Annotated in this window: 6 protein-coding genes, 1 tRNA gene and 1 pseudogene; 1 reads left to right on the forward strand and 7 read right to left on the reverse strand. The window is 70.5% G+C overall.

Translation table 11 applies throughout. The annotated features are described in order from the left end of the window. From ACFWP5_RS10510 to ACFWP5_RS10520, 3 genes and pseudogenes are all read right to left on the reverse strand, one after another. Window positions 1-277 (reverse strand): annotated as a pseudogene (locus ACFWP5_RS10510) (hypothetical protein); the annotation flags it as partial. An 11-nt stretch (window positions 278-288) separates the two neighbouring features. Beyond that, window positions 289-1,497: an acyl-CoA dehydrogenase family protein gene (locus tag ACFWP5_RS10515; RefSeq protein ID WP_384153589.1), complete on the reverse strand. Its 1,209-nt coding sequence runs from the start codon at window positions 1,495-1,497 to the stop codon at window positions 289-291. A 268-nt stretch (window positions 1,498-1,765) separates the two neighbouring features. Beyond that, complete coding sequence (locus tag ACFWP5_RS10520) at window positions 1,766-2,077, reverse strand: hypothetical protein (RefSeq protein WP_033285529.1); 312 nt, start codon at window positions 2,075-2,077, stop codon at window positions 1,766-1,768. Window positions 2,078-2,433: 356 nt separating this feature from the next. Here ACFWP5_RS10520 and ACFWP5_RS10525 point away from each other — a divergent pair, with 356 nt between their 5' ends. Further along, the gene (locus tag ACFWP5_RS10525) at window positions 2,434-3,345 is read left to right on the forward strand and encodes a bifunctional DNA primase/polymerase (protein WP_384153382.1); all 912 of its coding nucleotides are present in this window, start codon (window positions 2,434-2,436) and stop codon (window positions 3,343-3,345) included. Between the two features lie 76 nt (window positions 3,346-3,421). Here ACFWP5_RS10525 and ACFWP5_RS10530 read toward each other — a convergent pair. The 4 genes from ACFWP5_RS10530 to ACFWP5_RS10545 all read right to left on the reverse strand — a co-directional run bounded on the left by ACFWP5_RS10530 (window position 3,422) and on the right by ACFWP5_RS10545 (window position 6,155). After that, window positions 3,422-3,508, reverse strand: a tRNA-Ser gene (locus ACFWP5_RS10530). A 93-nt stretch (window positions 3,509-3,601) separates the two neighbouring features. After that, window positions 3,602-4,465, reverse strand: coding sequence for a GNAT family N-acetyltransferase (locus ACFWP5_RS10535; protein ID WP_384153385.1), 864 nt, complete (start codon window positions 4,463-4,465; stop codon window positions 3,602-3,604). Window positions 4,466-4,591: 126 nt separating this feature from the next. Further along, window positions 4,592-5,545, reverse strand: coding sequence for a CU044_5270 family protein (locus tag ACFWP5_RS10540; RefSeq protein WP_384153388.1), 954 nt, complete (start codon window positions 5,543-5,545; stop codon window positions 4,592-4,594). Then, window positions 5,538-6,155: an RNA polymerase sigma factor gene (locus tag ACFWP5_RS10545; RefSeq protein WP_384153391.1), complete on the reverse strand. Its 618-nt coding sequence runs from the start codon at window positions 6,153-6,155 to the stop codon at window positions 5,538-5,540. Before ACFWP5_RS10545 ends, ACFWP5_RS10540 begins: the two co-directional genes overlap by 8 nt. Between the last annotated feature and the right edge of the window lie 242 nt (window positions 6,156-6,397).

Consider the following 6,397-nt stretch of genomic DNA (forward strand, 5'->3'; position numbering starts at 1 on the left):
CCACCGAGGTGCAGCCCGCCGTGTCGAGGAGGTCGAACAGCTCGTCGTAGGCCCCCGTGCGTCCCGTGTGGCCGGAGAGGCCGCCCATGGTCCACGCCTGGAGCATGGTGGGCGGGGCGACGGCGTCCGGGCCCGTATAGGCCGCATCGGTGTCTCCCATCGCCTCGCACCAGTGCCGGATCATCGGCTCGTTGACGGGGTCCTTTCCCCTGCCCGCGACGGCGGCCGCACGCCCCTCGTACCTCTTGAGCCGCGCCCCCAGCTCATCACTCACCATCAACTCGCCTGTCACCTCCGCCCCCTCGTCATCCCGAGCCGCATCGTCGCGACGATCTCCCGCTGCACCTCGCTCACCCCGCCCCCGAACGTGTTGATCTGTGCCGCCCTGTTCAACCGCTCCAGCTCGCCGTCCCCGAACGCACCCGGCGAGCCCGAACGCACCAGTCCTGCCAGTCCCGCCGGCCCGTCCGCCCCGGCGATGTGCTGACATATTCGGTACACCGCCACCGTCGATTCGGTTCCCACGACTTTCACGCCGCTCGCGTCGCCGGGCGCCAGCCGGCCGGCCCCGACATCACCCACCAAACGCCAGTTGAGCAGGCGCGTTGCCGCCAGCCGGGCATGTGCCTCGGCCAGTTGTGACCGCACCCACGGCTCGTCAACCCGGCGCCGCCCCGTCACCGGATCGGGCAAGCGGGCGGCGGTCAGCACGGCCGTGTAGAAGTCCTCGGCCTGCATTCCGGTCGCGGCGAGGGCGACCCGCTCGTGGTTGAGCTGGTTGGTGATGAGGGACCAGCCCTCGTTCTCCGCGCCGACGAGGTTGCCGGCCGGGACGCGGACCCCGTCGTAGTACGTGGCCGTCGTCCGCTGCCCGCCCACCGTCTCGATCGGCGTCCACGAGAAGCCGGGCGCGTCGGTCGGGACGAGGATGATCGAGATCCCGCGGTGCTTGGGGGCCTCGGGGTCGGTGCGGCAGGCGAGCCAGATCCAGTCGGCGTTGTGGGCGTTGGAAGTGAAGATCTTCTGCCCGTCGATCAGGAAGCCACCCTCATCTCCTTCCGTTTCCGCCCCTGTTCGCCGCCGCACGGCCCGCGTCCGCAGCGAGGCGAGATCCGTGCCGGCCGACGGTTCGCTGTAGCCGATCGCGAAGACGAGTTCCCCACGGAGGATGCCCGGCAGGAGGGCGGCCTTCTGTTCCTCGCTGCCGTACTTCATGAGGGTCGGTCCGACGGTGTTCAGGGTGACCATCGAGACGGGCGCGCCCGCGCGGTAGGCCTCGTCGAAGAACACGAACTGCTCGTCCGCGCCCCGCCCTTGACCGCCGTACTCGACCGGCCAGCCCAGACCGAGCCAGCCGTCGCCGCCGATCCGGCGCAGCAGGGCCCGCTGCCCCTTGGGGTCGTCGGCGCCGGGTGGACCGTCCGGCATCAGGGCGGCGAAGTACGTACGGAGCTCGGCGCGCAACCGCCGCTGGCGTTCGGTGGGGGCGAGGTGCACGACGGCGGACCTCCGGGGCGTCGTACGGACGAGGGTTTCTGACTGTCCGTCAGATGCCATGCACTGTCAAGGTCGTTCCCGCGCAGGCGCCCCGCGTCCGGGCACGCACGGGGGCACGCACGCGTGGCCCACGAAATCCGGCACGCACGCGTGGCACACGAAAAACGCCTGCGCGGCGGTGCCGAAGCACCACCGCGCAGACGCGTCACAGCCCCAGAGAGCACACCTCACACACCCCCGCGCATCCCCGCGCGGAAGTCGGGCCCGGCTACCAGAAGTTGGCGAAGTTGACGGCGACGTTCGAGTTTCCCTGGTTGATGGCGGTGAACGCGGACCCGTTGACCTGGGCGGTGTTGCTCTGGTTCGAGGCCCCCGAGCCGACCGCCTGCTGCTGTGTGGTGGACGAGTTGCCCTTGTTGTCGTGCCCGACCCCGCTCCCGCTGACGGTCGCCACACCCGCGTTCGATCCGTTGCCCGCGATGGCGCCGTTGTCCGCCGCCGCGACGCCGGTGAAGAGGGCGGCTGCCAGCGGGAGGGCGGAGACGGCGGCGATGACGCGGGCGGTACGGATGCTTGCCATGTTGTTCCTCCAGAACAGGGTACGTACCGGCTTCGTAGCCGGACGCACATGAAGTACGGCTTCTACCTGGGCAGTTGGCCGACCGCCTCGGTGTTGTGCACGACGTCGCGGAACCAGAGTTGCCCACCGAATCCCCGGCGAACCAGACCGGAAGCGGTTATTCCCCCTGAAGCGTGATGACAAGTCGATAAACCCCTTCAACCACCTTGAAGCCGCGGTTCAGGGCAGTACGGACAGCTCACCCCAGGCGCCCCAAGGGGCGAAGCGTTCCGCCAGATTTCCGGCCAATCCCCCCGGCCCGGCGAGTCGCCGCCTCCCCCCTTCCCTTTTTCGAACACTCGTACGAACATGGAGGCATGGCCACCACCGACCGGCAGGCCACGACGCTGGCCCTCGCACACGCCCTGTCAGCCGCCGAACGCGGACTGGCCGTGATCCCCCTGTCCCGCACAAAACTCCCGGCCCTGCGCTCCCCGCACCGCGACGACCCGTTGCCCCCGGCGGGCGAGGCAGGCGCGGCAGAGACGTCGGACGCCGTGAGCCCGCCCTGCCACGGCGAGTGCGGACGCCTCGGCCACGGGGTGTACGACGCCTCGACCGACCCGGCGCGCATCCGCGAACTGTTCGCCGCCGCGCCCTGGGCCACCGGCTACGGCATCGCGTGCGGACTGCCACCGCACCACCTGATCGGCATCGACCTCGACACCAAGTCCGGCACGGACTCCTCGTCCGCCCTGCGCGAACTCGCCCTGCGCCACCTGTTCACGATCCCCGAGACCGTCGTCGTCCTGACCCCCAGCGGCGGCCGCCACCTCTGGCTCAGCGGCCCACCCGACGTGGTCGTCCCCAACTCCGCGGGCCGCCTCGCCCCCGGCATCGACATCCGCGGCGCCGGCGGCTACCTCGTAGGCCCCGGCTCCCGCACCGACCACGGCCTCTACGGCGCGGCCCCGGCCACCGCCCACCTGGCCCCGGCCCCCTGCCCGCCCTCACTCCTGCGCTTGCTCCTCCCCCCACCCCGCACGAACCACCCCACCCCCACCTCGACCGGACAACACGGCCAGGGCCTGGTCCAGTTCGTCCTCGCCGCCCACGAGGGCCAACGCAACACCCGCCTCTTCTGGGCAGCCTGCCGCGCCTACGAGAACGACATCGGCCCCGCACTCATCGACCCCCTGGTCGAGGCGGCCCTGGGCACGGGCCTGTCGGAGAGGGAGGCCCGGGCGACGATCGCCTCGGCGGCACGGATGACGGGGCATCGCCCATAAGACCGGTCCGCAGCATCCGTAAGGACAGACACATGTAAGGGGCGTCCTCAGTGGAGGACGCCCCTTACAAACACCGCGGTGGGTGTGGGATTTGAACCCACGGTCACATCGCTGCGACGACGGTTTTCAAGACCGTTCCCTTAGGCCGCTCGGGCAACCCACCTGCGCACCCGCCCACCAGGGACGGAGCGGGTACAGCGTACCGGCACCGCGCGGTTCGCGGGGTGCGTGGTCCGGCTTCACCGACTCGGCGCAGCTACTCCGCCGCCCCGCCCGAGAAGTCGTACACGGCCCAGTCGGTGATCAGGACGTACCCGAGGCGTTGGTAGAGGGCGTTGCTCGTCGGGTTGCCCGGGTCCGTGAAGAGCACGACCTCCTTCGCGCCCGTGGCCAGCGCCGCTCTGGTCACCTCGGCCGTCACGGCGCCCGCGTAGCCGCGACGGCGGAGGTGGGCCGGGGTGTAGACAGGGTCCACGCGGACCATGTCGCCGATCTTCGAGGTCGAGCCGGCGATGGAGACCGGAGTGCCGTCCGGGGTCTCCCAGAACGTGAAGTGTTTGTCCGCGAAGCGGGTGTCGGCCCAGGAGTCGGGGAGGACCTCGTCGACAGCGGCGGCGAACTCGTGGCACCAGTGGACGACTTGCTCGTGGTCCTCCGCGCCCGCGACCCTGCCCCGGCCCTCCGGGAGCGGCTCCTGTGGGGTGAGTGTGCCGAGTCGGTACAGGTGGAGCCGGACGCGGAGTGTCGATGTCGCGCCTGTGTGCCGCTGCCATGCCTCCGCGAACGTGGTCGCGGTGCTCTGGTCCGCGGTGACGTAGGGAAGGGAGTGCCCGAGGTCCGCCAGGTGGGCGGCGAGGGTGTCGGCCTGCTCGGGGGTGAGGGAGGTGGGTGCCAGGCCGCGGGACGGGAGGCGGTAGAAGGTGGCGGCGACCTTGCCCGCTCGTTCCAGACGGCCGAACAGGGTGGCCCCGTCGCCGTATTCGGCCGACCCGCGCGTTCGCAGTCTCTCCATCGTCGTCAACGCCGTGGTGTGCGGGGCGGGGCGCGAGCGCAGGAAGTCCCCGCCTCCGGCGAGGAAGTCGTCCAGGTCTTCGGTGAGGTGCCAGTCGTCCGGTCGCATGGTTCATGATTTCCCATGCCGCGGGCCCACGTCTGTGGTTCCTCCGCACCGAACTCCCTGCGCGGAACGCGGAACAGGGGCGCCGTCCCCGTGAGCGGCACCCCTGCCTACCTGCACGTCACGTCACTACGAGCGCTGCATCACCCGGTTCACCACGGCACTCACGGCGACGTACGACCACTGCTCGTACCTCGTCCCGCCCGCCGTGCGCCGATCGTGCATGCCGAGGTACCGGTACGTCTTCACGTCGAAGACCAGGACCGGTCCACCGTGTGCCCAGGGGGTCCCGGAGCGTCCCACGTACTGGATGCCGATGCCCACGCGCCCGTCCGCGTCCTTCTGGTGGGGCAGGACCTTGATGCCGGGGACGGTCGCGAGCGCCTCGTAGGCCGCGGAGCGCAGCCCCTTCGGCAGGACAGGGGCGCGAAGCAGACCGGAGACGAAGACCTGGGTCATCGGCCAGTCGGCGGCCTGCATCGGCTTGCTGTAGTCCGGCTTTCCGCCCATGTCCCGCAGGGCGATCACCAGCTTGCGCGGATCGGTGGGCAGCTGCTTGAGCTCGGTCCACTTGGTCGGCGGCCAGGTGCCCTGGCCCGGCCGGTACACCGGAACCCACTGCTTGTGGCCCAGTTCGCTGACGTAGGACCTCTTGGAGCCGTCGACCGAGTTCCAGCTCTCGTCGACGTACGTCCGGGTCCGGCCACCTCCGATCGGGGTCTCCTTGATGATCTCCTTGGTGTAGATGAACTGGTCGTCGCGCGGAGCGATCGGCTTCTCCAGTCGGCGTTCCTCGATCGCCGCCCCGTGCAGCACGGTGGCCGCGCTCACCGGCTGGGTGCGGGGGGAGGGGTCGTTGTCCGCGGCGATCACCACACTCGTCGCCACCGCCGCCGCCGCGACGCCCGCCACCGCCATCCGCAGGACCGGACGGCGTCGTACGGCCGCGGGGGCGAGGGTCGTGGGCGGGAGCATCGCCTGGTGGAGGAGGAAGCGGGCACGCGCGCGTGCGGGGTCCGTGAGCGGGGGCGTGTCCGCGTCCCACTCCCTCAGGAGCTTCAGTTCGTTCCTCGGTTCACTCATCGTCGGATTCCTCTCGGAAGGCTGTCGGATCGGATCCGCCCAATGCGTCGCGAAGTTTTCTGCGAGCCCTGTGCAGCCGTGACCGGACCGTCCCCACCGGCACCTCCAGGGCGCGTGCGACCTCCTCGTAGCCGAGGTCGGCCCAGGCGACCAGCAGCAGCACGTCCCGGTGCCTGGCGGGCAACCGGGCCATGGCCAGGGCCAGTTCGCCCCGTACGGCCTGTGCGCTGACCTTCGCGGCAACCCGGTCGGCGACGCTGTCCTCGGACCCGTCGGCGCGGGCGGCGGACGGCAGCCGGCCGATCGCCTTCAGCCGTCGGGCCTCGGCGCGCCGGTGCCGGCCTATGAGGTTGGTCGCGATGCCGAACAACCACGGGCGGGCGTCGGCCAGTTCCGTGTTGTACCGGAAGCGCTGCTGGAACGCGGTGGTGAACGTCTCCGCCATCAGGTCCTCGGCGACCTCCGTGCCGAGCCGGCGCGCCGCGTAACGGTGCACCGAGTCGGCGTGGCGGTCGAAGAGCACGGCGAATGCCTCGGGCTCATCCCACGACCGTTCGATCACCGAGGCGTCACTGTCCTGCCCCACTCTGACGCCTGGTTCGACGGTCATCGGGGCTCCTCTCGTCCATGCGAACACGCTGATGAAGATTGGGCTTTCACCCGTACTTCGCCGCAGGGAGGAATCCAGTTCCCCAGTCGAGATCTCTGAGTCGGGTTCAGTCGCGTCCACGCGCGCGTGGAGGGCGAAAAACGACCGACCCGCAAGACGACCGACCGCAAACGATCGGCCGCAAAACGATCGGGCCGGGCAAGGAATCCCTTGCCCGGCCCGCCGGTCGATCGCCGGGCGCT

It is taken from the genome of Streptomyces sp. NPDC058469 (assembly GCF_042721125.1).
Taxonomy (GTDB): Bacteria; Actinomycetota; Actinomycetes; order Streptomycetales; family Streptomycetaceae; genus Streptomyces.

Bases quoted from the DNA above. Each gene is read 5' to 3' on its own strand.
- ACFWP5_RS10520 (WP_033285529.1), bottom strand. From the start codon at position 2,077: ATGGCAAGCATCCGTACCGCCCGCGTCATCGCCGCCGTCTCCGCCCTC.
- ACFWP5_RS10525 (WP_384153382.1), top strand. From the start codon at position 2,434: ATGGCCACCACCGACCGGCAGGCCACGACGCTGGCCCTCGCACACGCC.
- ACFWP5_RS10535 (WP_384153385.1), bottom strand. From the start codon at position 4,465: ATGCGACCGGACGACTGGCACCTCACCGAAGACCTGGACGACTTCCTC.
- ACFWP5_RS10540 (WP_384153388.1), bottom strand. From the start codon at position 5,545: ATGAGTGAACCGAGGAACGAACTGAAGCTCCTGAGGGAGTGGGACGCG.
- ACFWP5_RS10545 (WP_384153391.1), bottom strand. From the start codon at position 6,155: ATGACCGTCGAACCAGGCGTCAGAGTGGGGCAGGACAGTGACGCCTCG.